The following is a 25365-nucleotide window of genomic DNA, read 5'->3' on the forward strand; positions in this document are numbered from 1 at the left end:
ATAATGACAACAGCAAGCGAACGTAAACGCGCCCAGCGCCAGCGCGATAAAGAATTAGGCATTACCGAACTAACTTTACGTATTAACGCCGCAGAACTGGCAATGCTTATGGAGGGGTGCGAGCAGCGCCGCATTGCTCGCGGGCCTTATGAGCGGGCCGAGTATTTGATCGGCTTGCTTCGCCAAGACAATAAATTGCTACACAAGCAGCTTGATGAGTTGAAAAAAGGCAGTTGCAAGCGATGCGGTGATACATTGCCGGGCGATAAAACCGGTTGTTGCTTACAAGGTGATGCGGAATGCTGGCAGACGCAGGGGTATAAGAAACTGATGATAGACACCCTATAGCGCGGGTGCTGATAGTGTACCACGACAATATTAGATAAGATATAAAAATGAATAGATATGCGTTAGTTTGAATAAAATAAAAATAGCACTCAATTTCCCCTCAAAATCACCCTACACAAAAGCGCCTCCACGCCACACAGGGAGGTGCTTTTTTATTCCACCTCCGATGATACACATTTTATGTCGAAAAGGCAGGGTTGAGCACATGCGTATACAGGGTGATTTATGCCACATATGAGGATGCGTGACACCACCGACCACACCCCGCTGCGCGAGCCCCCCCGCCCCCACGCTGCAATGACTAAATATTCACTTTTTATGCAGTTGGGAAGGGGATTGAAACCCAGTGTTGGCGCGGCTTAGATAATGATTAGGGGGTGAATAGAATAATGCGGATTGTTGCGCTTTGAACTTGCAGATATGTTGAGGTTAGTTTACTAAACAATTTGAGCAATTATCACTGAGTTTTGCGGTGGCCGTTGCGGCTTGCTCTTTTAAAATCGTGACATGACACAGAAATAAAATCAAGAGTCTTGTGACATGTCACAAGCAATTAGTTTTTAGTTATTGTGACTGACACAATTCGCCGTTGCTGAAATAAAAAGGCCGCTAATTGAATTTTTCATGTGCATATAAATGCAAAAACCGCCAAAAAGGCGGTTAGCATATGCATAAAGTGGATTTATTCTTGTTTGGCGAGTAACTCATAAGGTTTAAATCTGATAACTTCCTCTCCCACCCAATTATTTAATTCCATTAGCCGTTCCTGTAATGGTGCTAATTCATTGATGGCAAATACCCGCGCAGCTTTCTCCACATCACCGAAACCGCCGGTATTATTAGGTAAAATCCCCATCAGTTGCGGCGGTACGCGCTGCATAGCAAGCTGATCGTCGCGAGTGGTGTTCTTAATGTTCATAAATTCATCTTTGGCCGCCACTTCTGCCAGTGGGATCACTTGTATGCCGTCCTTTTTACCGGCTGGGGCATACATAAACAAATTGCGGAAATTGCCCGGCCCTTTGGACTCTTTCAATGCCTTGCGTAAGGCGTCGATATCCTCCTGTTTATGGGCGGCATCATTCATATACAGAATAAATCCGGCGTGACTACCATTCAGATAATATTTACGCCGAAACAGCGTGGCGGCCTCATTGAGCCAGGTCGAGTTTAACGAGGCGAGATATTCAGGAACGCCGTAGATCTCCTGATTAATATCCGGGTCTAGCAGATGAAAAACGCTATTGGCTTCAAACGGGTGTGGGTTCGCATAGGATGATACATACCAATATGTGTCCGTTTCCACCCCCCGGCGGGTGTATTTGGCCGGGCTGGGAACTAACTTCATTAGCCCCCCTAAACGGTTATATCGCGCCTCTAAAAAGGAGTTGGCGAATACTAAAAAATCCAGCGCATAGCGGCTAAAATCCTGCTTTGACAGTAGGCGGTGCGGCTCAAACAGACTAACCAGTACATTACGTTTCATATAGATAGGTGAGCTGTGATGCACGGCCGCGCGAAATGACTTCGCCAGCCCGTTAAATGACACCGGCGGCTCGTACCAGCGATCCATGACCGCACATTCCAGATAATCCAGAATATCGCGCCTGTCCATCATCGGGATCGGATCGTCAAAAGTAAACGCTTCGGCTTGTGGTGCGGTACTTTTTACCATTGCCGCGGTATTACGTTTATTCCGCTGTTTACGACTCATAGTGCAGCCCCTTGATTAGCTGCCCGAATCGGCCATTGGCACATGTAAAGCATGGCAAATTCGAGTTCGCTCATTTCTCCCCTGAGTCTGATAATATCTTCCGAGCTATATAAGCATCCACTACCGGCGATATCTTCAATGGTGACGATTTGGCTCCATTGGCGATCATTCTCTAGGGCTTGCTGCCAAAATGTAAACGCAGCGACGCTAGGTGATGGCGTCGTATAGAACGTGCGGCGGTGGCGCTTATGCATGGATATACCATCGGCCACTTTTAATAATCTGTCTGGATTATTCGCCCAAGCGTATTCACTCACATAAACATTGCCGGAATATCCCGCAGCAAGTGATTCTTCATTAAGAAAGCTAATCTGCGCACCGTTATTCAAGCGTATGAAATTAACTTTATTGAACTTATCCATACAAGAATCAGTCACGGTAAGTCTACCTACGCCCATCCAGCTAAGGATGTATTGCCACGCGGCACCCCTAGTCTCGTCTCCAGCACTAAAATAGATTTGGTCACGGCCGGTCTCCAAGGCATCAATCAATCCCTCAAGAGCAAAGAACTGATCCGCCCCCGCCAACCGAGTTTTAGTGATATTCCGTGTGCGATTATCGATGCCAGCCTTATACCATTCGCGCTGATGATTAAAAGCCCACATATGCATCCAGTATTTTAGGTGCTCAATATTGGTTTCATCAAAATAAGCATATTTCATTAATATATCTCCATCACACTGGTGTTATTGCTGTTAATGCCCTCAAGAGGCTCGTGGAATAAGGCGTGCATAATGGCCCAGGCCACATCGCCGTGGCTGACGTCTTTGGAACGGTCAGTGACAAAGGTGGCGTTGCGGCCGGTGGCGGTCATGGTTTTACGGATCGACATAAACGCGGTGGCGATATCAATGCAGCCCGCATCAAACTCCAGGCGGCCGCCATGAATGATATTTTTTGCCTTATAAATCAGGTCGGCTTTCATTTCTAAGCTGTAGTGAATGGCGTTCACTGCGGGGAAGAATTGCCGCACTAATTGCGTCACGGAACGGCCCAGACCGGTATCATCAATACCGATGTAAGTGACGTTATAGCGCTCGGTGATTTTTTTGATATTGCTGGCCTGATCGGCAAAATCCATACCTTTCCATTGGTGGCGCTCCAACACCCTGAACTTACCGCCCGCCACCACTGGCGGCGCAATGACGGCACAACCGGCACTATCGCCAGTGCTGGCCGGGTCGTAGCCAATCCACACCGGACGATCGCCAAACGGGCGCAGCGCCAGCAATTTAACGTCTGTCCATTTTTCCCAGCTATCCACCATGCAGCGCTGCATTTCAGCCAATTTGAACGTGGAGGCGTTATCGTCAATAAAGCCGCACATAAACAGGTTTTCAAAATCTTCATCACTGTTTTCATTGCGTAATTCATCAATATCAAACAGGTTACAGCCGCCTTTCAGTGCGTCCTCAATGGTGACAATCTGGCGGTACTGCTTGTCCTCGCACAACCGACCAGCGGCCAGCCGTGGGTAACTGACGTCAATTTCAATGCGCTTATCTTTAGCCTTTCCCTTGTTAAACAAGGTGCCAGCCCAGAACGGATAAGCTTCATGTGACGTGCTGGACGGCGTAGAGAAATAGGTGGAGCGGTATCTTTTTTGCGAGGCCATGCCCGATGCAGCGCGGCGCAGCTTCTGAAAGCCGGGGATCCAAAAGTATTCATCCAGATAAAGATTACCGGGGCGGCCCTGCGCGGTACTCGCATTAGTGCCGAGAAAGTGCATTTCCGCGCCATTGGGTAAAATAATCACCTCGCCGCGCAAATCAACATCAACAAGGCGCGCAGCCGCGACAATGTAGTTTTTAAACTGGTGCGCCTGTGCTTTGGAGGCCGAAACAAACATCTGATTGCGGCCGGTATCGAGGGCGTCCAGTAGAGCTTCCCATGAGAAAAAATAGGTTGCGCCAACTTGGCGTGATTTTAAAAAGTTACGGATACGAAAATCAGGCGATAAACCGGCTTCATACCAGTTACGTTGATAGTCGAACATGGATTCATTGAAAATATCTTTCAGCCTGGCAATCTGCGTCTCACTGAATACATTTTTCTGCGCTGCCTTACGTATTCCGCTGTTGCGCTTCTCAATATTGGGATTAAGATCGGCCTCATTACCGCCATCATTGTATTTACCAATACGGGCGTGGCGTTCGGCTTGTCGGCCCAGCAAATCAATCTCTTTGTAGTCTTTGGCTTCCTTGACAGGCTTCATTATCAGGCGGCAATATTCCGCCGCCGTGGTCAGTTGCATCTGATCCAGCGGCCCGTAAGCGTCCCACTTGTCGCGGCGCTTCCAACTGTGTACCGTGACCGCTTTCTCACCGATCATTTCCGCAATTCGGGCGATGCGCAGCCCTTGCCAATACAGATACATGGCTTGACGGCGGGGATCTAAATCGGCATTGATATAAACGCTTTCCATGAAAAATAGCCTGTTTTATTGCTTAATTGCAGCAAGGCTACCTATCCGTAACTCCTCCATCCCGTATTACACCTTGTGCCAGCTATAGCACAAGAGCGCCTGATTGTTCCGTTGGTCGCTGGTCGCCAACATAGGTCACTACTATCGAATCAGACCGGGATCAATCACATGCCAATATCCAAGTTTTTCCGTGCCGTCGTTGAGGGGGCAACCAGTGATGGCCGCCATGTGCCACGCGCACACATTATTGAAATGGCCGAAAGCTACAACCCGGCTTTTCGTGGTTCACGCGCCAATCTGGAACACATCAAGAGTGTTTTTCCTGATAGCCAGTTCCGCGCTTATGGCGATATCACGGCGGCCAAGTATGAGGAAATCGCAGACGGGCCACTGAAAGGTAAATTAGCGCTGCTTGTCCAGGTAGATGCCACTGACGATCTGGTAAAACTGCGCCAGGCGCGGCAAAAGGTCTATTCCAGCATTGAATATATTGAGAAATTTGCTGATACCGGCAAGGCTTATTTGACCGGCATCGGTTTTACCGATGTTCCCGCCTCATTAGGTGCTGAAATGCTAACGTTTTGCGCCCAAAGCGAGCATAGCCCGCTGGCATCACGCAAAAGCCAGTCAGATGCCATTTTTACCGAAGCCACAGAAATCAATCTTGAATTCGAAGCCGAGCAAGAACCCAAAACTAACTTACTGACCACGATAAAGACCATGTTTACCAAAAAACAGACTGGCGATGATGCGCAGTTTAACGATGTGCATCAGGCGGTTGAATTGGTTGCGCAGCAGGTTGAGGGGAAATTTAGCGCCCTTACTGCTTTGGAACAGAAATTTACCGACCTCAAAGCGGCCAGCGATGCGACAAATCAAGAGCTTGCCACGTTAAAAACCACGCTCAGCAATACAGATCGCAGTTTCTCCCAGCGCGAACCATCAACCGGCAATGACAGCGCCATTCTGACGGATTGCTAAGTCAGCCCGCTTGCTACGTTAAGGATTTAATTTCACATGAAAAAAACGACCCGATTTCAGTACAACCAGTTTTTACAGCAAGTTGCCCGATTAAATAATTTGGACAGCAAAGAGGATATCAGCGCGAAATTTACCGTTGAACCGTCCATTGCGCAAAAACTGGAAACCAAACAGCAGGGAAGCAGTGCTTTTCTGTCAAAAATCAACATTTACCCGGTGGATGAAAAAGAGGGTGAAAAGGTCGGTTTGGGTATCGAACGTCCGATTGCCAGCACCACCGACACCAGCTTGAAAGAGCGTGAAGCCTCCGATCCAAGTGGTCTGGACGGCACTCGCTACAATTGCACCCAAACCAACTTTGACACCGCATTGCCTTATCCTAAGTTGGACATGTGGTCTAAATTCCCTGATTTTCAAACGCGCATCCGTGATGCCATTGTGAAGCGCCAGGCGCTGGATCGCATCATGATCGGCTTTAACGGCACGCATCGTGCGAAAACCTCTGACCACACGGTTAATATGCTCTTGCAAGACGTCAATATCGGTTGGCTGCAAAGTATTCGAGACAATGCGCCAGGTCAGGTGATGGATAAAGTGGTTGATGAGCAAGGTAACGTGATTTCGCCAAAAATCCGCATCGGCAAAGGCGGCGACTTCCAGAATCTGGATGCGCTGGTGATGGCGGCCACCGATGAGATGATCCAACCTTGGTTCCAGGAAGATACCGAATTAGTCGCCATTGTGGGCCGTCAGTTACTGGCAGATAAATACTTCCCAATCGTCAATAAAGAACAACCGAACACCGAAGCACTGGCTGCAGATTTAATTATCAGCCAGAAGCGTGTTGGCGGTCAGCCAGCGGTGCGCGCGCCCTCTTTCCCAGCGAATGCCATTCTTATCACTCGCCTGGATAACCTGTCTATCTACTGGCAAGACGGTACTCGCCGCCGTTCAATCATCGACAATCCAAAACGGGATCGCATTGAAAACTATGAGTCGGTCAATGAAGCCTATGTGGTTGAGGATTTTGGCTGCGTGGCATTCATTGAAAACATTGAATTCGGTGATTTCTCCGTCCCAGCAGAAGGTTAATCCATTATGAGCAACCCCGTTCGCCGCCATCGGCTATTTGTGGCGGCTCAACACTCGGACTCACTGAGTGAGGCGGCCACACTGAGCCACGCCAGTAACTACGAACTGTTGTTGTTCAAGCTGCAACAGGATATGGCCCAATTGGGCCGTATTGAGTCGATAGCCCGCAAGGCCGAAGTTAAACAAGGCATGTTACCCACTTATCAACCGTGGGTGGCGGGCGTGCTGGCGAAAGGGAGCGGTGAGCAGGACGATATCCTTATGCGCATGTTGATTTGGCATTTGGATGTGGGCGACATCACTCGCGGTTTGGATATTGCCGAGTACGCCATTAAGCACGATTTGGTCACGCCAGAAAGCTTTAAGCGCACCACCGCATGCCTGATTGCCGAGGAAGTCGCCGCCATTGCACAGCGTACCTTGACCGATAAAAAGCCATTGGATACCCCGCAGCTTTTGCGCGCCCAACAAATTCTCACCGGTCAGGATATGCCGGATATGGTGTGCGCTCGGCTGCATAAGTTTGTGGGTTATGCCCTGCGTCAGGACGGCGATAACGTTCTCGCACTGGCAAACCTGAAAACGGCGCTGCAACTGGATGATAACAGCGGTGTAAAAACCGATATCAAGAATCTTGAGAAGCTGATTAAAGCAGCCTCATAACCTTACGCCCCGGCGAGGGCGGCACGGTAGCCAAGTCAGGATATTTTTTACCCTAACAAGGCCGCCGTCCACCGCCCGCTTATTTTGAGAGTCTCAGCATGGAAATCGTCATTAACAGCAATCAAACACCCGAAGCGCCGGAACTGGTAGAGACAACGGAAAAGGGCGTTATCAAAAATGACGGTTTCTGGCCGGATATTGATCTGAATCAGTACCGTGAAGAGTCGCGTCAAGATGGCACTATCACGCAGCCGCGCGTGATTGAGGCGGCACTGTTTGCCATCAATGAAGTGAATGGTCGCTTGTCTGTTTGGCGTTTAACTCAGCAAAAGAAAGGCTACCTGTCGGCGGCTGATGTACCAGCGGAAAAACTGGACGACGAAAGCACTCATATCCAGTTGTATCGCACCGCGGTGTTTTGTCTGATGCAAGCCCGTTTGACTGATCGTTTTCGCGGATTTGATACCACTGGCGCAGGTGGCAAAAGGGCTGATTCACTGGAGCCGACCATTGATAACCTGCGCCGCGATGCTGCCTGGGCGATTAACGATATTCAGGCGATCAACCGCATGACGGTGGAGTTGATTTAATGCGCATTCTGGCGCAGCAGTACGACACCGTTGATGCCATGTGCTGGCGCTACTACGGCCGCACTGAGGGTGTGACAGAAAAAGTGTTGGCGGCTAATCCGGGGCTATCCGATATCGGGCCGTTTTTACCGCACGGTTATCCGGTGGAAATGCCCGAAGTGAGCACCGCAACCACCACGCAAACCCTGCAACTTTGGGACTAATTGCACAATTCCCCATAAGGGGGTAACGGACATGAAGATGCCAGAAAAAGATCCAAGTTGGATAGGTGCGGCACTGGCCTTTTATTCCGCCCATTCCACCATGATAAATGGCTTTTTTGTCGCCTTTATTGTGGCGTTTCGTCGCGTGGTTTGGGGCGGCGGTAAATTACGTGAAGGCATCGGCGAGGGCGTGGTGTGTGGGCTGGTCGGCGTCAATATCGGCCCAGTGATATCACCCATGCTCATTCACTTGATTGACGCCATTCCTTGGCTGAATGGCGCATTAACCGAAGTCGCCGCCGGGAAAGTAGAAATCTTTATTAGCTGCCTAATCGGGCTGATTGGCTTACAAGCCATTCGTGAACTGGTATTCAAAGTCATCAACAAAAAGGCGGGAACCACCGATGCCAAACAATAAATTCATTTTTGGTAAGGCCAGTGAAATCAACTTGATCGGCGTGCATCCTGATTTGGTTAAGGTGGTACGCCGGGCGCTGGAGCTCACCCCGATTGATTTTAAAGTGATTGAGGGCCGCCGCACAGTGGAACGTCAGCGTGAATTAGTCAAAGCCGGTGCCAGCCAAACCCTGAACAGCCGCCATTTAACCGGCCATGCGGTGGATATCGTGCCGTTACCGGACGGTAAGGTCAGTTGGGAATGGAAATATTTCTATCCGATGGCCGACGCCATGAAACAGGCCGCTGCCGAACTGGGGATCGCCGTGGAATGGGGCGGTAACTGGACAACCTTTAAAGACGGCCCGCATTTTCAATTGCCCGCCCGTCAATATCCGGGCTAATCCATGTCAATTATCAATACCGCCCCACTCGCCTGGACAGTCGCCGCCGCCTTGTTGGTCGCCGGTGGCGTGCAAACTTACCGTTTGTCTGAGGCTCGGCAAGCAGTGATTGATATGCAAGCAGCCGAAACAGCCAGTAAAAACGGCCAGCTTATCGCCCTGGCACTGACCGCCAATGCCAACAATCAGGCACAGGCGCAGTTACGCCAACAGGTTGCTAATGCGGATCAGTTGCTGGCGCAACGCAACAACCAGCTTAAGAGGTTATACCGTGAAAATGAAACGTTACGCCATTGGGCTGATACCCCCCTACCTGATGATATTATCCGGCTGCGCAGACGCCCCGCCCTCACCGGGGCCGCAGATTACCGTCAATGGCTGTCCGACAGTCACGCCTTGCCTGTTTCCAGCGGCCAGCCCGCAAACTAACGGCGATTTAAACGACGATATCGACCAGTTAGAAGCCGCTTTACACGCCTGCGCGGCGCAGGTTGATACGGTACTCATTTGCCAGCAAGAGGCCGCTCCCGATGCTAAAGCCTGAATCCTTGCGCGCCAATATCATGAAATCCGTGTCGTACATCAAGAAAAACCCCGATTGCTTGCATGTGTTTATCGACAACGGGGCCATTATTGCCACGCTCGCCCCGTCATTATCGTTTGAGTATCAGTACACCTTAAATCTGGTGATTACGGATTATGCCGATAATTTAGATTTGATCATTGTCCCTATCCTGCATTGGTTGCGCACAAACCAGCCGGATATCATGGCAAACCCCGATAAAAGGCCAGATAGTTTCACTTTTGAGGTGGATTATCTGGATAACAAGCTGCGAGATATCAGTATTGATCTCAAGTTGACCGAGCGAACCATCGTCAAAGAGAAAGAAGGTGTATTCACCGTGACTCATTTGGACGAGCCGGTGCCACCGGAATACTTTGTCAAAAGTTACAAGGTGAATATTGACGGCGAAACCGTAGCGGAGTGGGCCGAGTGAATGACCTGCACGAATTAGACCAGACATTATCAATCTTGCTGGCGCAATTATCCCCACAGGCGCGCGGCGCGTTTATGCGCCAGGTATCTAAAGAACTCCGTCAGCGCCAGCAAAAGCATATCCAGGCACAACAAAATCCTGACGGATCCCCCTTTGTAGCCCGCAAGAAAAAACGCCGAGATAAACAAGGCCGCATCAAACGCAAGATGTTTACCAAATTACGCACCGCCCGTTTTATCAAAAGCGAATCCAACAGCGATGAGGCCGCCGTCACCTTTAGCAGTACGGTCAATAATTTGGTTAGGGTGCACCACTACGGCTTGCGGGATAAAGTCACAAAGAACGGGCCAACAGTGAAATACGAGCGCCGCCAATTACTTGGTTTTACTGACAGCGATATCGAGTGGATAGGCGATTTAGCGTTAGAGCATATCGCCAAATAGTCATTTTTATCTGTGTTGGCCGCTCCCGTCATGCACATTTAAAATGACCCATCTCAACCGCTGCAGTGCAGATAGACATGACTGTGCTCGATACATTCTCTCTTGTGCCATCCCTCACACAAAACCCATCACATGCCCCGCGCGCCCGTAGACGGCAGACTGACCGAATGAATATCCTTATTGCTGGCCTCAAACGCCTATTGGCTAACATTATCCGCATTGGCATCGTCTCAGACGTCGATCTTGCTAGCGGATTATGCCGAGTCAAAATCGGCAACCTTGAAACCGACTGGCTCAATTGGTTAACCCTGCGCGCCGGTCGGGTGTGTTTTTGGTCTGCGCCCTCAGTGGGTGAGCAAGTCATGGTGCTCAGTATCGGCGGTGAACTCACCACCGGCTTTGTGCTGCCCGCCATCTTTTCGGATGCCAATCCTGCCCCGTCACAATCGGCTGATGCCATCGTGATCACCTTTCCCGATGGTGCGCGTTTTGAGTATGAGCCGGAAACCAGCCATTTAGCGGTAACCGGAATTGCCTCGGCGGCGATTGATGCCAGCAAGTCAGTCAGTGTAACTGCCCCTAATATTACCTGCGCCGCCTCAGTCAAAATCCTACTGAATACGCCCGAAGTGGAGTGCACCAATAACCTGACCACCGCCACATTGAACGTTAAACAAGGCGGCAAGATGAGCGGAAACATTGAACATAGCGGCGGTAAGTTTTCATCTAATGGTGTGGTTGTCGATGAGCATGACCACGGTCAAGTGCAGCGTGGCGGGGATTATACGACGGGGATTAAATGACAACTTACAAATATATCGGCATGGATCGCCATAGCGGTTTAGCCATCGGGGATATTGACCATATTCGCCAGTCTATCAGTGACATCCTGACCACACCGCAAGGCTCGCGGGTCATGCGCCGTGATTATGGTTCGCTGATATCAACTCTGATCGACCAGCCTCAGAATCCCGCCTTACGGCTAAAAATGATGGCCGCTGTGTATGGTGCGGTGATGCGCTGGGAGCCGCGCGTAATCCTGAACGCCATCAGTATTACCACACAAATTGACGGCAAGATGATAGTGGATTTAACCGGCAGTCGCACAGACAGCAATAACCGGTTAAGTCTGACCGTGCCACTAGGGGGCCAATAATGCCAACCATTGACCTAAGTATGTTGCCCGCCCCTCTGGTGGTTGAATCACTGGATTTTGAAACCCTTTTCGCGGTGCGCAAAGAAGAGTTTATTGCCTTATACCCCGCAGACCAGCAAGACGCCGTGCGCTTAACGCTGTCGTTTGAGTCTGAACCCATCGTGAAGCTGTTGCAGGAAAACGCTTACCGTGAATTGCTGTTACGCCAGCGCGTCAATGAAGGCGCACAGGCGGTGATGGTGGCTCATGCCATTGGTAGTGATTTAGATCACCTCGGCGCGAATAGTGGTATTGAGCGATTAACCATCACACTGGCTGATCCTGATGCTATCCCACCGATTATGGCAGTGATGGAATCTGACGACGATTTCCGGGTACGCATTCCGCAAGCCTTTGAGGGGCTAAGTGTGGCGGGGCCGACCGGCGCGTATGAGTATCACGCCCGCAGTGCGGATGGCCGCATTGCTGACGCCTCCGCAATTAGCCCGTCCCCCGCTTGCGTTACCATCACCGTGCTATCCCGTGAGGGGAACGGCACGGCACCGCAGGATTTATTGGATACAGTGTTTGTCGCCCTGAATGATGAAAATGTGCGGCCGGTAGCCGACCGATTGACGGTTAACGCCGCTGATATCGTGGAATACCAGATTGACGCCACGCTCTATTTTTACCCAGGGCCGGAAGCCGAGCCTATCCGTGCGGCATCAGAAGCCCAATTGCAAAGCTATATCAGTACTCAGCGCCGATTAGGGCGCGATATTCGTAAATCGGCGATTTATGCCGCGCTGCATGTTGAGGGGGTGCAGCGAGTTGAGTTGACCGCGCCGGTAACTGATGTGGTGTTGGATAAAACACAAGCGGCTTATTGCACCGGCTATACATTAACGGCGGGTGGCTCAGATGAATAAACGCTTACTGCCGGTTGGCTCTACCTCGTTGGAAATCGCCGCCGCGCAAGCCTGTGCGCGCATGGCGGATATTAAGGTGCCATTACGCCAGCTATGGAACGCGGAGACCTGCCCGCTGGAATTACTGCCCTATCTGGCGTGGGCCTGGTCGGTGGATCGCTGGGATGAGAATTGGTCGGAAGCGACAAAGCGCGCCGTCGTCAAAGCCTCTTACGCCGTGCATAAACGCAAAGGCACCATTGGCGCGATCCGCCGCGTAGTGGAGCCGCTCGGCTACCTTATCCGCGTAATTGAGTGGTGGAAAACCAACGAGGCTCCCGGCACGTTTCGCCTGGATGTTGGTGTGCTGGAAACCGGTATTACCGAGGAAATGTATCAGGAATTAGAGCGACTGATTGAGGATGCCAAACCATGCAGTCGCCATCTGATCGGTCTGTCTATCAATCTGGATGTCACCGGAACCCTTCCTGTTAGCGCCGCCAGTTATGACGGCGACGAAATGACTATTTATCCCTATTTACCCGAAACCATTACCGTCACCGGCCAAGGCTATTGCGGTGGCGTGGTGCATCTGATTGATGATATGAGAGTGAACCCATGACAGTGAAATATTTTGCGCTACTGACCAATTTGGGGGCGGCCAAGCTGGCAAATGCGGCTGCTCTCGGTACCCAATTACAAATTACGCATATGGCGGTGGGTGACGGCGGCGGCGCGTTGCCAACACCTAGCCCCGCACAAACACAGCTTATCGGTGAAAAACGCCGCGCTGCATTGAATTCATTAAGTATTGATGCGGCTAATAATAGCCAGATTATCGCGGAACAGGTTATTCCGGAAACGGACGGCGGTTGGTGGATACGTGAAGTTGGTCTATTTGATAAAGATGGCGTACTCATTGCCATTGCCAACTGCCCCGAAACCTACAAACCCCAATTGCAGGAAGGTAGCGGCCGTACGCAAACCGTGCGCATGGTATTGATTGTCAGCAGTACCGATGCAGTCACGCTGAAAATTGATCCCTCGGTGGTGCTGGCAACGCGCCAATACGTTGATAAAAAAGTGGATGATAAGGTAATTGAGGTTAAGCAATATGCTGACAATCTGCTAACCGAGCATGAAAAATCGCGCAATCACCCGGATGCCAGCAAGACCGAAAAAGGCTTTGTGAAATTAAGTAGCGCCACAACCAGCGATAGCGAAGCGTTAGCCGCTACGCCGAAAGCGGTCAAGACTGTAAGTGATAATGCTCTAAAAATAGCTAGCAACCTTTCTGAAATTGCCGCCGCTGGCGCAACAGCTGTTGCTGCCACTCTTGCCAATCTTGGTTTAAGTGACTTTGCGAATATGACGGATGTTCGCAAGTTGATTGACACTGCTTTCCCTATTGGTGTGCCGATACCATATCCTCTTGCCGCAATTCCTGAAACAGCAATGGGGGTTGTATTCTTTAAACTCAACGGGGGCACTTTCAGTACCACGACCTATCCAAAACTGGCCCTTAAATATCCCACAGGGGTATTGCCAGATTTGCGCGGTGAGTTTATGAGGGGGTGGGATGATGGGCGGGGGGTTGATAGCGCCCGCGGATTATTGACGACGCAGACCGCGACGTGGGTACAGCCCAATATTGAAAATAATACAGTGTCTACCGGCATTGTATTAGGCAATGGTGAAAGTGAGTTTAATTCGGGAGTTTTCGGCGGGGTGGCCAATATGTCGGGCAATGCCAGTAATGGCCCACGTAGCCGTTGGTATGTTCGTCCGCGTAATATCGCCTTTAATTTCATTGTGAGAGCAGCATAATGACGATTCAATTTGATAAAGATGGCTATGCGACAAGCACCGGAACCGTCATTGTGCATAATGCCATGCCGGATACCCGTGAATATATGGGTTCAAGTGATGAGCTTATAAACACAGGGCAAGGCTTGCCAGCCCACGCTTATTTAGACTCGCCACCTAACCCCAAAAAGGGCTTTGTTATTTGCCGCATGTCCGACCAATCAGCGTGGGAATATGTGGCAGATCACCGGGGAGAGATTCGCTATAGCACAGTAACGGGGGGGGCATTTGCCGTAAGCCAAATTGGCAATTATCCAGACGATTCGACTGACAAAGCACCCGCGACCCCATTTGATAAATGGGATGGCAAGCGGTGGGGCACAGATGCTGATGCTGTAGCCTCTATAGCCAGAAAATACCGTGACGCCTTAATCATGGCGACAGACTCACTGATGCTCAGTGATTATTGCATTGGTGATACCTTGCTGACCGCAGCACAACAGACAGAGTTGCTTGCCATCCGATCCAGCTGTCGCGCATGGCCGACACAAGAAAACTGGCCGTTAATTGAATTGCCGGAGATCCCGCAATGGTTGCTGATTGAAGCGGTAAATCAAGGTTATATTGTTCCCACCTGGCCGCCTACGGTATAAGCCAGCTTATTAGCCCCGATTACGGGGCTTTTTCGTTGTGCCATCCCTCACACAATCCCCATAACCTGCCCCGCGCGTAGCAATCCGGCATCATAGCGAATGAACGCTTAACCGGAGAAAACCGCATGTCTGCAACCGATTACCACCATGGTGTGCGCGTCATTGAAATTAGCGAAGGCACTCGCCCGATCCGCACTGTCAGTACGGCGGTGGTAGGGATGGTCTGTACCTCCGATGATGCCGACGCCACCCTATTTCCACTCAATACCCCGGTATTGCTCACCGATGTGCTGGCCGCCAGTGGCAAGGCCGGTGAAACCGGCACATTAGCCCACTCACTGGATGCCATCGGTGACCAAACCAAACCCGTTACTATCGTTGTCCGTGTCGCTCAGGGTGAAACCGAAGCCGAAACCACGTCAAACATCATTGGTGGATCCACACCGGATGGCCGTTATACCGGCATGAAAGCACTGTTGGCCGCGCAAGGTAAGTTTGACGTTAAGCCGCGCATCTTGGGTGTGCCGGGGCATGACACTAAGGCGGTAGCCACTGAACTGCTTTCTATCGCTCAAGATTTACGCGCTTTTGCCTACATCAGCGCTTATGGTTGTAAAACCAAAGAAGAAGCCATTATCTACCGCGATAACTTCAACCAGCGAGAGGCCATGGTGATTTGGCCGGATTTCCTTAGCTGGGATACCGTAACCAATGCCGAGGCTACCGCCTTTGCAACCGCCCGCGCCCTCGGCTTGCGCGCCAAGATTGATAATGATGTTGGCTGGCATAAAACACTGTCTAACGTGGGAGTGAATGGTGTTACTGGCATTAGCGCTGATGTGTTTTGGGATCTGCAAAACAGCGCCACCGATGCCAACTTGCTTAACAGTAAAGACGTCACCACGTTGATCCGTAAAGACGGTTATCGCTTTTGGGGTTCTCGCTCTTGTTCTGATGATCCGCTATTTGCCTTTGAAAATTACACCCGCACCGCTCAGGTATTGGCTGACACCATGGCCGAGGCGCATATGTGGGCTAACGATAAGCCGCTCAGCCCCTCACTGGCAAAAGATATTATTGAGGGTATTCGCGCCAAAATGCGCGAATTGAAATCATTGGGCTATTTGATCGATGGCGATTGCTGGTACGACGACAGCGTGAACGATAAAGACACCCTCAAAGCGGGCCGCCTGTTTATTGATTACGACTATACGCCAGTGCCACCACTGGAAGATTTAACCCTGCGCCAGCGCATTACTGATCGCTATCTGGCTAATTTCGCCGCCGCCGTTAACAGCTAAGGAGCTTAATTATGGCCTTACCACGCAAACTTAAGTTCCTGAATGTGTTTAATGACGGGAACAGCTATCAAGGGGTGGTTGAGTCCATCACCTTGCCAAAACTTAACCGCAAATTTGAAGATTTTCGCGGTGGCGGCATGAATGGCAGCGCCAAGGTTGATTTGGGGCTGGCTGATGGTGCATTAGACGTTGACTGGACGTTAGGCGGCATTGAGCACGAGATTTACAAGCAATGGGGCGTAACCAAAGTCGACGGGGTGTTACTGCGCTTTGCTGGCTCCTATCAGCGCGACGATACCGGCGAAACCCACGCGGTAGAAATTGTGATGCGCGGCCGCCATGAAGAAATCGACGGTGGCGACAGCAAGCAAGGTGATAACACCACCACCAAGATTTCCACCAAAAACACCTACTACAAATTGACCTGGGACGGCGAAGTGCTGATCGAGGTCGATATTGTAAACATGGTCGAAATGGTCAACGGCGTCGATATGTTGGAAGCCCACCGCCGCAATATTGGCTTGTAACATGGCGGAAGCCATCGCGTGGATTATTTCGCACCTTATTTCATTTCTTATCTTTTATTTTTTTTGGACAATCATGATGAGCAAAACAGCCATTGTAGATGAAGTACCCTTCATTCCTACCGAGACTTCGAGTGATAAGTTTAACGTAATCACACTGGATGTACCCATTATCCGGGGTAATACCACCATTACCGAAGTGACCATTAACAAGCCTAACGCCGGAGCATTGCGCGGGGCCAAACTGCAAGCGCTATTAGATACCGATGTTGACGCTTTGATTCGAGTATTGCCACGTATCACTAGCCCCAATCTGACTGTGCCGGAAATCAGCAATCTTGATCCGGCTGATATTTACGCACTGTCTCAGGCGCTGGCGATTTTTTTCTTGCCGAACTCGGTCAAGTCCGACTACCTGAATGCCTAACGGTTGATGATTTGGTAGCTGATATTGCGGTCACCTTCCATTGGCCGCCATCAGCCACCGATCCGATGACTGTCGGCGAACTTTTAGAATGGCGGCACAAGGCTATTATCCGTAACGGGGGCAGTGATGAGTGATAAGAACCTCCGCTTGCAGGTTTCTTTAAGTGCTATTGATAAAGTCACCAAGCCATTTAAATCTATGTTGGCCAGCAATAAGATGCTGGCCGCATCTATTAAAAACTCCAAACAAGAGCTTAAACAACTCAATAACCAGGCGGCTAACATTGAGGGCTTTCGCAAGAATAAAGCGGCGGTTAATGGAGCCGCTCAGGCGCTGGCTGCCGCCCGCGATAAAGCGCGCCAGCTTGCCAATGAACTAAAGAACAGCGCCGCACCGACCGCGAAACAAGCCAGAGAGTTTAAGCGCGCCAGTGAAGAGGCCGCCAAACTAAAGCAGAAATATAATGATTTACGCACCGCGCTACACACCCAGCGCAGCGCATTACAAAGCAATGGCATTGCCACTAACCAATTAGGCCAGGCACAGCGATCCCTTAAAGCCAATATCACCAGCACCACCGCCGCACTGACCGCGCAACAACGCCGGTTAGAACAGCAGGCCCAACAGCAACAGCGCCTCAGTGCCGCCCGTAATCGTTTTGATAGCAGCAATCAACGCAAAGCCATTGCCGCCGGATTGGGTTACACCTCGCTATCCACTGGCCGTGCAATGGGCCGTGGGATAGAGAACGCCTTGCATGTCGGTTATGAATTTGACGCCATGATGAGCGGCACTCAGGCCGTCACCCGCATTAAAGATAAAAACTCGCCTGAAATGCAAGCTATGCGCCATCAGGCCCGAACCTTGCCGCTGACCTCCAAATTTACCGACCTACAAGTCGCCGAAGGTCAATATTATCTTGGCCGCACCGGCTATAGCCCTAAACAGGTTGTCGGGGCGATGCCGGGTATGCTGAATCTGGCCGCAGCCGGGGATATCGATCTCGGTACCACGGCGGATATTGCTTCCAATATTCAAACCGCGATGGGTATTCCGGCGGAGAAAATGGATCGGGTAGCGGATGTGCTCACCGCCCTGTTTACCCGTAATAACGTCGATATCCCGATGCTGGGCGAGTCTATGAAGTATTCCGGTGGCGTTGGACGCGAATATGGGCAGAGTCTGGAAACGGTGGCAGCGTCTACCGCTATGCTGGGTAGCGCTGGTATTCAGGGCAGCCAGGCCGGTACCACCATGCGCAGTATTTTAAGTCGTATTGGTGGCTCCAGTACCGTTAAAGAATTGGGCGTTAAGACCGCCGATAAAAACGGCAATATGCGTGATCTGGTGGATATCCTCAAAGATATCAATGATAAAACCGCCAAAATGGGCAACGTTGAGCGCGGCGCTATTTATAAAGATATCGCCGGACAATATGCCGTCACTGGTTTTGGTGTGTTGATGCACGCAGCCGGCAATGGCTCACTGGATAAGATGCGCGGTCAGCCCGGAGAGTATGACGGCGAGGCCGCACGGGTGGCGGCAACCAAGCTGGACAACTTAAAAGGCGATATGACCATCATTCATGCCGCCCTGGAAAACGTTAGCGTTGAGTTATTTGAAAAAAACGATGCGTGGCTTAGGTCAACAGCCAAAAGCATTACTGAGTTTATGCATGGCGTGGCTGAGTTTCTCAAGGCCCACCCCAAAATCAGCCTTGGCATTGTGCAGGTAGGTACTGCTGTCGCTATCGCGACTGCCGCATTTGGTGCACTGGCGATTGCTGTGGTCGGTATTTTGGGGCCGTTCGCGCTACTGCGTTTTACCACCTCGGTATTAGGTATCCGCTTACTGCCGCGCCTGTCGTTGGGTATGTCCAAACTGGCGAGTACCACCCCGATAACCACGCGTCAGATTGGCACGTTTAGCCGCTCCCTGCTCACCCTGTCTAAAAATGGCGGTCAATCTGCTATTGCTACCCTTAAGGGGTTGGGTAACGGGCTGGGTAATGTGGTGCGTTCGCCGGTTAAATCCGGCATCGGCGGGTTTAAAATGCTGGGTAATGGCATTAGCTGGCTGGCTAAGTCCCCGCTTAAATTCCTGCGTTTTGCCCTTGGCGGCCTGGGCAGTCTGCTCGGGATTTTAATCAGCCCGATTGGCCTGATTGCGGCGGCCATCGTGGGCGCTGGCTTACTGATTTACAAATACTGGAAACCGATTAAGGCATTTCTCGGTGGTGTGGTGGAGGGCTTTATGCAAGCCGCCGCCCCGATTAAAGAGGCACTAAAACCGCTGGGGCCGGTGTTTGACTGGATTGGTGATGCAGTTAAAAACGTGTGGAATTGGTTTAAAAAGTTACTGGAGCCAGTGCAATCGACCACCGCCGATTTAAACAGCGCCGCCGATGCGGGTAAATCTTTCGGTCAGTTCCTGGCTGACGGTATCAATCTGGCAATGACACCGCTCAAATTACTGATCTCATCCATTAAGTGGGTGCTGGAAAAGCTGGATGAAGTAAAACAGCGCTCCGAGAAAACCCGCGAACTGGCACAAACGAATCCGGCCATCGCGACCGCCGCAGCTAACTACGGTATCACATGGAAGCCCGCGCCAAAGGGCAACAGTGCCGCTGATATCGCCGCGAAATATACCGGTGAATATGATAACGGTGGTGACATCCCGTTGGGTAAATTTGGCGTGGTCGGTGAGCACGGCCCTGAAATTATCAACGGCCCGGCGCAGGTCACCGGCCGCCGTAATACGGCGGCTATGGCGGCTGCTGCCTCCATGCTCTTTAGTGGCTATCAGGCCGCCGCCGCACCGCTGCATCCGTACAGCTTACCGGCGGCACAGTACCGCAGTAACGGCGGCGGCCAGACCAGCAACCATCAGCAAAATCAAACCCGCAATGATGCGCTCATTATCAATATTTACCCTACGCCGCAGCAGGATGCGCAGGATATCGCCCACGAGGTGGCCCGCCAATTAGCGGCTTATAACCGCCAGGCGCAAAGTAAATCAAACCGCAGCTATCAAGACCATGACGACTAAGGAGCACTAACATGATGATGGCATTAGGGATGTTTGTCTTTATGCTGCAAACCGTCCCCTATCAAGATTTTCAGCACCAAATGGCATGGCGTCACCCGTCCAATCCGCGCATCGGCTTGCGGCCAGTCAGTCAGTTTTTGGGGCCAGATGAGGAATCGATTACTTTATCCGGCGTGCTGTACCCCGAACTGACTGGCGGTAAAGCCTCATTAATGGCCTTGCAGTTGATGGCTGATACCGGCAAGGCCTGGTCATTGATTGAGGGGAACGGGGCGATCCACGGCATGTTTGTGATTGAGAATCTGAGTCGTACCAAAAGTCTGTTTTTCAGTGACGGTTCAGCGCGCAAGATTGAATTCACGCTGACCTTAAAACGCACCGATGAATCCTTAAAAGAAATGTTTGGTGATTTATCCCAGCAATTTGATGATATCGCCGCGCAAATCTCTGACACCGCCAGCGGGTTATTATCATGATCAATATCCTGTCCAGTAGCGGCCATAACGCGCCGGATTATGCTATTACCGTGGATGGTATCGATAAAAGTGGCGGTATTAAAAAGCGGTTGATGTCATTAACTTTGACCGATAATCGCGGTTTTGAGGCCGACCAGCTTGATATTGAACTGGATGATTCAGACGGCCAGTTAGTGCTACCCCGCCGAGGGGCTAAAATCGCGGTGGCGCTGGGCTGGCAAGGGGCGGCGCTGATTGATAAAGGCACCTTTACCGTGGATGAAATAGAGCACAGCGGCGCACCGGATAAGCTGACGATTCGCGCCCGCAGTGCGGATTTTCGGGAAACGCTCAATATTCGCCGTGATCAGTCTTACCATAAAACCACCATTGGCGGCATTATTAAGATAATTGCCGAGCGCAATAAACTCACCCCAACCTTAAATAAGGCCATGTCTGATTTGGCTGTTGACCATATAGACCAAACCAACGAATCAGACGGCAATTTTATTACCCGACTGGCGAAACAATATGGCGCTATTGCCGCCGTAAAAAAGGGCAATTTGTTATTTATCAAGCAAGGTCAGGCGAAAACCGCCAGCGGTAAACCGATTCCGGTGATGAGTATTATCCGCAGCTTAGGTGACGGCCATCAATTTAGTATGGCTGACCGGGGCGCTTATACCGGCGTGGTGGCTAACTGGCTAAATACCCGTACCACGGAAAAACCGGTGGTGAAGGTAAAACGAAAGCGCAAACGTAAGGCGACCACTGCCGCCAAGCCCAAACAGCCGGAAGAGAAACAGGGCGAATATCTAATAGGTACTGATGAGAATGTACTGACCTTACGCACCACTTACGCCAGTAAACACAACGCACAGCGAGCGGCTAAATCGAATTGGGAACGGCTGCAACGGGGCGCGGCAAAATTCTCTATTCAGCTTGCCAGGGGCCGTGCGGATCTCTATCCCGAAGTGCCGGTTAAAGTGACCGGATTCAAAAAACAGATTGATGAAGCTGATTGGACGCTGGTCACTGTGACCCACTCAGTAAGTGACACCGGCTTTACTACTGCGCTGGAATTAGAGGTAAAAATAGACGATCTGGATATGGAGTGATGATTTTTAATTAATAATCACGCATAATTATCATTAACACCGACCTTAGTCGGGATGATGCCGGAGTCCGGATCATGTTCAATTGCCCTTTATGCCATAGCGCCGCCCATACCCGCAGCAGCAGCCAGATCACCACCGAAACCAAAGAACGCTATCACCAATGCATCAATGTGAATTGCGGCCATACCTTTGTAACGATGGAAAGTTTTATGCGCTCAATATCAAAGCCCGGTGAAATTAACCCGGTACAACCCCACCCACAAAACGGCGGTCAGGTGGTTATGTTCTGATATTAGCTACTGGACAATCACTACAATATATAACTTTTTGTTTGCTCAATGCATTCTGGATTTCAAGTATTAAGCATCCTTATGGATTACTCTCTTGTTAACCATTACAATCATTGTTGCGTTAAAGCTACCGAGTTATAAATCAGTTTATTAAAAACGAAATAGATTACCCCTGCTGCAAGGCACCCGCAAGAGGTGACTTAGTTAATATTATTTAACAAATTCAGCATGATAATCTAAATGGAATTTGGGATTTAAAAGGATTACACATTATGTCAAGCATGGTTTTTTGTCGTGGATGTGGTAAAGAAATGCATGAAACAGCCAAGGCATGCCCGAGTTGCGGTGCAGCTCAGCAAACCACAGGTAATAAAAGTCGTGTTTCTGCGGCTCTGCTGGCTTTTTTCCTTGGGGGATTCGGGGTGCACAAATTCTATCTGGGCAAAACGGGGCAGGGATTCTTATATCTGATATTCTTTTGGACGTTCATTCCAGCAATTATCGCTTTTGTTGAATTCATTATTTATCTTTGCAATTCCGATGAGGAATTCGCCAGAAAATACGGTTAACCACACGGAAAATTAGACCGGAAATTAAAACCCCGCAATGCGGGGTTTTTTATCGACGTGGTCAATTCGTGGACGCTTAAAGAAATTAATCCTTTAATTTCATTAGGTTATACAATGTTAAAGGCGACTACCAAGTCGCCTAAATCAATTATTGTTCCAACGCCGCTTTCTGCGCCTGGAAGATAGTTTCTATCCCTCCCCGAGCCAGAGCCAACAACGTCAATAACTCTTCATGGCTGAACGGTTCACCTTCTGCGGTGCCTTGCACCTCAATCATCCGACCATCTTCCATCATCACCACATTCATATCTGTTTCTGCAGCAGAATCTTCTACGTACTCCAAATCGCAAAGGGCTTCACCTTTAACGATACCAACAGAAACTGCCGCAACCAGCCCTTTCATTGGGTTTGCTTTCAATTTACCACTGGCTACCAGCTTATTCAGCGCGTCAGCTAAAGCTACACAAGCACCACTGATTGAGGCAGTACGAGTGCCGCCATCCGCCTGCAATACATCGCAGTCTAAAGTAATGGTGAATTCACCCAACTTCTTCAAATCTACTGCCGCGCGCAAAGAACGAGCGATCAGGCGTTGAATTTCTAAAGTGCGGCCGCCTTGCTTCCCTTTTGCGGCTTCGCGCGCATTTCGGCTATGGGTCGAGCGCGGTAACATACCATATTCAGCGGTTATCCAACCCTGGCCTTGGCCTTTCAGAAAGCGCGGAACCCCCTCTTCAACCGTGGCGGTGCACAATACTTTGGTATCGCCAAACTCAACCAACACTGAACCTTCAGCGTGTTTCGTGTAATTACGGGTCAGGGTCAATGGGCGGACTTGTTGTGCTGCTCGGTCTGCTGGACGCATGGGCTTTCTCCGGCTTTAAATCGATATTGGTCGCGCATTATACGGCCTTAGTGATGTAATGCCTATCCTGCCTGCGCCCTGGAGGCTATAATCCCTGCATCTTTTCTTTAAAACGGGTACGCAACAATGATCCGCAGCATGACCGCCTACGCCCGGCGTGACATTAAGGGCGAATGGGGCAGCGCAGCCTGGGAGCTGCGTTCCGTTAACCAACGCTACTTAGAAACTTACATTCGTTTGCCAGAACAGTTCCGCAGCCTGGAACCCGTTATTCGTGAACGCATCCGTGGCCGCCTAACTCGCGGCAAAATTGAGTGCAACTTGCGTTTTGAGCTGGATGCCAGCACGCAAAGCTCTTTGATCCTTAATGAAAAACTGGCAAAACAATTAGTAGAAGCTGGTAACTGGGTCAAAATGCAAAGTGATGAAGGTGAAATCAATCCAGTCGATATTTTGCGCTGGCCGGGGGTTATGGCCGCCGAAGAACAAGACTTGGATGCCATTAGCACCGAGCTAATGCAGGCACTGGATATTGTGCTAGATGATTTTATCATTTCACGCGAAACCGAAGGTGCGGCTTTGAAAGCCCTGATTGAACAGCGTCTTGACGGTGTTAGTGCAGAAATTGTTAAAGTTCGTGCGCACATGCCAAACATCTTGCAGTGGCAGCGTGAGCGTCTGCTGAGTAAGCTGGAAGAAGCGCAAGTTCAGTTGGAAAATACCCGCCTGGAGCAGGAATTAGTGCTAATGGCGCAGCGTGTCGATGTGGCTGAAGAGCTGGACCGTCTGGAAGCACACGTCAAAGAAACGCACAATATTTTGAAGAAGAAAGAAGCCGTTGGCCGCCGCCTTGATTTTATGATGCAGGAATTTAATCGCGAATCGAATACGCTGGCATCAAAATCGATCAATGCCGAAGTGACCAACTCAGCCATTGAGCTAAAAGTGCTTATCGAACAAATGCGCGAGCAGATCCAGAATATCGAGTAACATCTCACCGTATTTCAGTACGTCGCAAAATGCCTTTAAAGCCCGTAACTTACGGGCTTTCTTTATCTCAGCACATCACATATCATTCCAGGAGATTTCACTTTTTGGTACATTTTTTTTCGTTCCATTGATCGCAAAAACCCACATACTTAATATAATTGATATGGAATAATACAGATCTTCTTATCAGCAACTTAGTCAGATAATATTATAAAGAACTCTATGTTACCCGACATTGCTTTCATGTTCGTAAATGCCGACACTAATATCTGCCAACGGCTTCAAAAAAAGTGATTCGTAATTTGCGTTATAACGCTGGATATCACTATATCCCGCTTTTTGATAACCAAAATTAGGGTATATACCAAACCATCTATCTTTCGCCATTAATGGAAGCCAGTGCGAATCAAGTGCGCAATTGACTTGCGCACCACCGGCATCTAGTTTTCTAACCGCCTCGCTCACATCATTGATTAGGGTTTGATAATAATTTTTATTCACTAAATAAGCACAGGCACAGTGAGCAGATTTCAACTTAAGAAAATTATTGTTATTAGAAAAAGGCATAACCCGATAATAATTGGCGGTCAGCATAGCCACGTCCCATGGGGTTACTTTTAGCATTGAAAGAAAACGGTTAGCTAAAGAAATACTCTCAATATCATCATTGAAAACAATATCATCTTCAAGAATTAAAACATTGTCCCAGCCATGATCACGAGCCATTTTTAGAACAGCCTCATGAGATTTTGCACAACCAATATAGCCAGGTTCCGCCTGTATTGCCTCAAAACGAATTATTTTTTCTTTTGCCACGTTGAATTTTTTAAAAAGCTCTTGAATATTCGCATCCCGATCTGGACGCGAATTAAGATTAATATAAATAACTTTTTCTACTAAAGAAAAATCCAATTCTTCATTGATGGTTAGATTCATACTATACACCTATAAAACCA

General features: G+C 49.9%; 33 protein-coding genes. 28 read left to right on the plus strand and 5 right to left on the minus strand.

Features of this window, described 5'->3' with window-relative positions; genetic code table 11:
* Positions 1 to 3 precede the first annotated feature (3 nt).
* A complete protein-coding gene (locus ACF3VQ_RS20855; RefSeq protein WP_392432805.1) occupies positions 4 to 348 on the plus strand; it encodes a hypothetical protein in 345 nt (114 codons plus the stop codon).
* Between the two features lie 682 nt (positions 349 to 1030).
* Here the strand turns inward: ACF3VQ_RS20855 and ACF3VQ_RS20860 are convergent.
* The 3 genes from ACF3VQ_RS20860 to ACF3VQ_RS20870 are packed head-to-tail and all read right to left on the minus strand — an operon-like array spanning position 1031 to position 4547.
* On the minus strand, positions 1031 to 2062 hold the full coding sequence (locus ACF3VQ_RS20860) for a phage portal protein (RefSeq protein WP_392432806.1): 1032 nt from the start codon (positions 2060 to 2062) through the stop codon (positions 1031 to 1033).
* Positions 2059 to 2784 (minus strand): terminase large subunit domain-containing protein, encoded by a 726-nt coding sequence (locus ACF3VQ_RS20865; RefSeq protein WP_392432807.1) that lies wholly within the window; start codon positions 2782 to 2784, stop codon positions 2059 to 2061. Before ACF3VQ_RS20865 ends, ACF3VQ_RS20860 begins: the two co-directional genes overlap by 4 nt.
* Positions 2784 to 4547, minus strand: a complete 1764-nt coding sequence (locus tag ACF3VQ_RS20870; RefSeq protein WP_392432808.1) for a terminase large subunit domain-containing protein — start codon at positions 4545 to 4547, stop codon at positions 2784 to 2786. Before ACF3VQ_RS20870 ends, ACF3VQ_RS20865 begins: the two co-directional genes overlap by 1 nt.
* A 168-nt stretch (positions 4548 to 4715) precedes the next feature.
* On the opposite strand from ACF3VQ_RS20870, the gene ACF3VQ_RS20875 reads away from it, so the two are divergent.
* The 26 genes from ACF3VQ_RS20875 to ACF3VQ_RS21000 all read left to right on the plus strand — a co-directional run bounded on the left by ACF3VQ_RS20875 (position 4716) and on the right by ACF3VQ_RS21000 (position 22554).
* The gene (locus tag ACF3VQ_RS20875; protein ID WP_392432809.1) at positions 4716 to 5528 is read left to right on the plus strand and encodes a GPO family capsid scaffolding protein; all 813 of its coding nucleotides are present in this window, start codon (positions 4716 to 4718) and stop codon (positions 5526 to 5528) included.
* Positions 5529 to 5564: 36 nt separating this feature from the next.
* Positions 5565 to 6620: a phage major capsid protein, P2 family gene (locus ACF3VQ_RS20880; RefSeq protein ID WP_392432810.1), complete on the plus strand. Its 1056-nt coding sequence runs from the start codon at positions 5565 to 5567 to the stop codon at positions 6618 to 6620.
* Between the two features lie 6 nt (positions 6621 to 6626).
* The gene (gpM, locus tag ACF3VQ_RS20885) at positions 6627 to 7283 is read left to right on the plus strand and encodes a phage terminase small subunit (protein ID WP_392432811.1); all 657 of its coding nucleotides are present in this window, start codon (positions 6627 to 6629) and stop codon (positions 7281 to 7283) included.
* Positions 7284 to 7381: 98 nt separating this feature from the next.
* Positions 7382 to 7873, plus strand: a complete 492-nt coding sequence (locus ACF3VQ_RS20890) for a head completion/stabilization protein (RefSeq protein WP_392432812.1) — start codon at positions 7382 to 7384, stop codon at positions 7871 to 7873.
* A complete protein-coding gene (locus ACF3VQ_RS20895; RefSeq protein WP_032910092.1) occupies positions 7873 to 8076 on the plus strand; it encodes a tail protein X in 204 nt (67 codons plus the stop codon). Before ACF3VQ_RS20890 ends, ACF3VQ_RS20895 begins: the two co-directional genes overlap by 1 nt.
* A 31-nt stretch (positions 8077 to 8107) precedes the next feature.
* Positions 8108 to 8494 (plus strand): phage holin family protein, encoded by a 387-nt coding sequence (locus ACF3VQ_RS20900; protein WP_221865623.1) that lies wholly within the window; start codon positions 8108 to 8110, stop codon positions 8492 to 8494.
* Positions 8481 to 8876 (plus strand): M15 family metallopeptidase, encoded by a 396-nt coding sequence (locus ACF3VQ_RS20905; protein ID WP_145538878.1) that lies wholly within the window; start codon positions 8481 to 8483, stop codon positions 8874 to 8876. The genes ACF3VQ_RS20900 and ACF3VQ_RS20905 overlap by 14 nt, the downstream gene beginning before the upstream one ends.
* A gap of 3 nt (positions 8877 to 8879) precedes the next feature.
* Complete coding sequence (gene lysB / locus ACF3VQ_RS20910; RefSeq protein WP_392432813.1) at positions 8880 to 9305, plus strand: Rz-like lysis system protein LysB; 426 nt, start codon at positions 8880 to 8882, stop codon at positions 9303 to 9305.
* Positions 9196 to 9420: an Rz1-like lysis system protein LysC gene (gene lysC, locus ACF3VQ_RS20915; protein ID WP_392435749.1), complete on the plus strand. Its 225-nt coding sequence runs from the start codon at positions 9196 to 9198 to the stop codon at positions 9418 to 9420. The genes lysB and lysC overlap by 110 nt, the downstream gene beginning before the upstream one ends.
* The gene (locus ACF3VQ_RS20920; protein ID WP_392432814.1) at positions 9407 to 9874 is read left to right on the plus strand and encodes a phage tail protein; all 468 of its coding nucleotides are present in this window, start codon (positions 9407 to 9409) and stop codon (positions 9872 to 9874) included. The genes lysC and ACF3VQ_RS20920 overlap by 14 nt, the downstream gene beginning before the upstream one ends.
* Positions 9871 to 10317, plus strand: coding sequence for a phage virion morphogenesis protein (locus ACF3VQ_RS20925; RefSeq protein ID WP_392432815.1), 447 nt, complete (start codon positions 9871 to 9873; stop codon positions 10315 to 10317). Before ACF3VQ_RS20920 ends, ACF3VQ_RS20925 begins: the two co-directional genes overlap by 4 nt.
* A 167-nt stretch (positions 10318 to 10484) precedes the next feature.
* Positions 10485 to 11120 carry a phage baseplate assembly protein V gene (locus ACF3VQ_RS20930; protein WP_392432816.1) on the plus strand — a complete coding sequence of 212 codons (636 nt, stop codon included), beginning with the start codon at positions 10485 to 10487 and terminating at the stop codon, positions 11118 to 11120.
* A complete protein-coding gene (locus ACF3VQ_RS20935; protein ID WP_392432817.1) occupies positions 11117 to 11473 on the plus strand; it encodes a GPW/gp25 family protein in 357 nt (118 codons plus the stop codon). Before ACF3VQ_RS20930 ends, ACF3VQ_RS20935 begins: the two co-directional genes overlap by 4 nt.
* On the plus strand, positions 11473 to 12381 hold the full coding sequence (locus ACF3VQ_RS20940) for a baseplate assembly protein (RefSeq protein WP_392432818.1): 909 nt from the start codon (positions 11473 to 11475) through the stop codon (positions 12379 to 12381). The genes ACF3VQ_RS20935 and ACF3VQ_RS20940 overlap by 1 nt, the downstream gene beginning before the upstream one ends.
* The gene (locus ACF3VQ_RS20945; RefSeq protein ID WP_392432819.1) at positions 12374 to 12982 is read left to right on the plus strand and encodes a phage tail protein I; all 609 of its coding nucleotides are present in this window, start codon (positions 12374 to 12376) and stop codon (positions 12980 to 12982) included. Before ACF3VQ_RS20940 ends, ACF3VQ_RS20945 begins: the two co-directional genes overlap by 8 nt.
* Positions 12979 to 14187: a phage tail protein gene (locus ACF3VQ_RS20950; RefSeq protein ID WP_392432820.1), complete on the plus strand. Its 1209-nt coding sequence runs from the start codon at positions 12979 to 12981 to the stop codon at positions 14185 to 14187. Before ACF3VQ_RS20945 ends, ACF3VQ_RS20950 begins: the two co-directional genes overlap by 4 nt.
* On the plus strand, positions 14187 to 14819 hold the full coding sequence (locus ACF3VQ_RS20955; protein WP_392432821.1) for a phage tail protein: 633 nt from the start codon (positions 14187 to 14189) through the stop codon (positions 14817 to 14819). The genes ACF3VQ_RS20950 and ACF3VQ_RS20955 overlap by 1 nt, the downstream gene beginning before the upstream one ends.
* A gap of 125 nt (positions 14820 to 14944) precedes the next feature.
* On the plus strand, positions 14945 to 16120 hold the full coding sequence (locus ACF3VQ_RS20960; RefSeq protein WP_392432822.1) for a phage tail sheath protein: 1176 nt from the start codon (positions 14945 to 14947) through the stop codon (positions 16118 to 16120).
* Between the two features lie 11 nt (positions 16121 to 16131).
* A complete protein-coding gene (locus tag ACF3VQ_RS20965; protein WP_145537975.1) occupies positions 16132 to 16647 on the plus strand; it encodes a phage major tail tube protein in 516 nt (171 codons plus the stop codon).
* A gap of 76 nt (positions 16648 to 16723) precedes the next feature.
* On the plus strand, positions 16724 to 17071 hold the full coding sequence (locus tag ACF3VQ_RS20970) for a phage tail assembly protein (RefSeq protein WP_392435751.1): 348 nt from the start codon (positions 16724 to 16726) through the stop codon (positions 17069 to 17071).
* An 11-nt stretch (positions 17072 to 17082) separates the two neighbouring features.
* A complete protein-coding gene (locus ACF3VQ_RS20975; RefSeq protein WP_049648479.1) occupies positions 17083 to 17205 on the plus strand; it encodes a GpE family phage tail protein in 123 nt (40 codons plus the stop codon).
* Positions 17198 to 20122: a phage tail tape measure protein gene (locus tag ACF3VQ_RS20980; protein WP_392432823.1), complete on the plus strand. Its 2925-nt coding sequence runs from the start codon at positions 17198 to 17200 to the stop codon at positions 20120 to 20122. The genes ACF3VQ_RS20975 and ACF3VQ_RS20980 overlap by 8 nt, the downstream gene beginning before the upstream one ends.
* Positions 20123 to 20133: 11 nt before the next feature.
* Positions 20134 to 20598, plus strand: a complete 465-nt coding sequence (locus ACF3VQ_RS20985; protein ID WP_392432824.1) for a phage tail protein — start codon at positions 20134 to 20136, stop codon at positions 20596 to 20598.
* Complete coding sequence (locus ACF3VQ_RS20990; protein ID WP_392432825.1) at positions 20595 to 21695, plus strand: phage late control D family protein; 1101 nt, start codon at positions 20595 to 20597, stop codon at positions 21693 to 21695. Before ACF3VQ_RS20985 ends, ACF3VQ_RS20990 begins: the two co-directional genes overlap by 4 nt.
* A gap of 74 nt (positions 21696 to 21769) precedes the next feature.
* A complete protein-coding gene (locus ACF3VQ_RS20995; protein ID WP_004706384.1) occupies positions 21770 to 21985 on the plus strand; it encodes an ogr/Delta-like zinc finger family protein in 216 nt (71 codons plus the stop codon).
* 272 nt (positions 21986 to 22257) lie between these two features.
* Complete coding sequence (locus tag ACF3VQ_RS21000; protein WP_392432826.1) at positions 22258 to 22554, plus strand: TM2 domain-containing protein; 297 nt, start codon at positions 22258 to 22260, stop codon at positions 22552 to 22554.
* Positions 22555 to 22702: 148 nt separating this feature from the next.
* Here ACF3VQ_RS21000 and rph read toward each other — a convergent pair whose 3' ends face one another.
* On the minus strand, positions 22703 to 23419 hold the full coding sequence (gene rph / locus ACF3VQ_RS21005; RefSeq protein WP_005175960.1) for a ribonuclease PH: 717 nt from the start codon (positions 23417 to 23419) through the stop codon (positions 22703 to 22705).
* Positions 23420 to 23545: 126 nt separating this feature from the next.
* Here rph and ACF3VQ_RS21010 point away from each other — a divergent pair, with 126 nt between their 5' ends.
* Complete coding sequence (locus ACF3VQ_RS21010; protein WP_392432827.1) at positions 23546 to 24409, plus strand: YicC/YloC family endoribonuclease; 864 nt, start codon at positions 23546 to 23548, stop codon at positions 24407 to 24409.
* Positions 24410 to 24634: 225 nt separating this feature from the next.
* Here ACF3VQ_RS21010 and ACF3VQ_RS21015 read toward each other — a convergent pair whose 3' ends face one another.
* Positions 24635 to 25345, minus strand: a complete 711-nt coding sequence (locus tag ACF3VQ_RS21015) for a glycosyltransferase family 25 protein (protein WP_392432828.1) — start codon at positions 25343 to 25345, stop codon at positions 24635 to 24637.
* Positions 25346 to 25365 lie beyond the last annotated feature (20 nt).

Source organism: Yersinia fenwicki, from assembly GCF_043099325.1.
Classification (GTDB): domain Bacteria; phylum Pseudomonadota; class Gammaproteobacteria; order Enterobacterales; family Enterobacteriaceae; genus Yersinia.